A 559-nucleotide genomic window follows, 5' to 3' on the forward strand; every position below is an offset into this window, starting at 1 on the left:
TCCATCGCCATGCCGGGGTCGGACAGCGCGATGTTCTCGCGGATGGTACGGTTGAACAGCACGTTTTCCTGCAACACCGTGCCGATCTGGCGCCGGAGCCAGGCGACGTCGGCGACGGTCAGGTCGATGCCGTCGATCAGGATGCGGCCGGCCTCCGGCACGTAAAGCCGCTGGATCAATTTCGTCAGCGTCGACTTGCCGGAACCGGAAGGGCCGACGATGCCGATCACCTGCCCCGGCAGCACCTTGAGCGAGACGTCCTGCAGCGCCAGCGAGGTATCCGGCCGGTAGCGGAAATTGACATGGTCGAAGGTCACCTCGCCCTTGATCGGCGGCAGCGTCGCGCGCGAGGGATCGAACATCGGCTCGGGCGCGGCGTTGAGGATGTCGCCGAGCCGGGCGATCGAGACCCGCGCCTGGTGGAAATCCTGCCAGAGCTGGGCCAGCCGCAGCACGGGCTGCGCCACCCGCCCGGCCAGCATGTTGAATGCGATCAGCTCGCCGACCGACAGATTGCCCTCGATGACGTGATGCGCCCCGAAATAGAGCGTCAGCGCGG

1 protein-coding gene is annotated in these 559 nt (G+C 66.7%); it reads right to left on the bottom strand.

All coding sequences use genetic code 11. The annotated features are described in order from the left end of the window. On the bottom strand, positions 1-559 hold a 559-nt coding region (locus tag SE92_RS16420; RefSeq protein ID WP_157095891.1), incomplete at both ends, for an ATP-binding cassette domain-containing protein.

The sequence above is a fragment of the Bradyrhizobium sp. AT1 genome (assembly GCF_001590795.1).
Classification (GTDB): domain Bacteria; phylum Pseudomonadota; class Alphaproteobacteria; order Rhizobiales; family Xanthobacteraceae; genus Bradyrhizobium.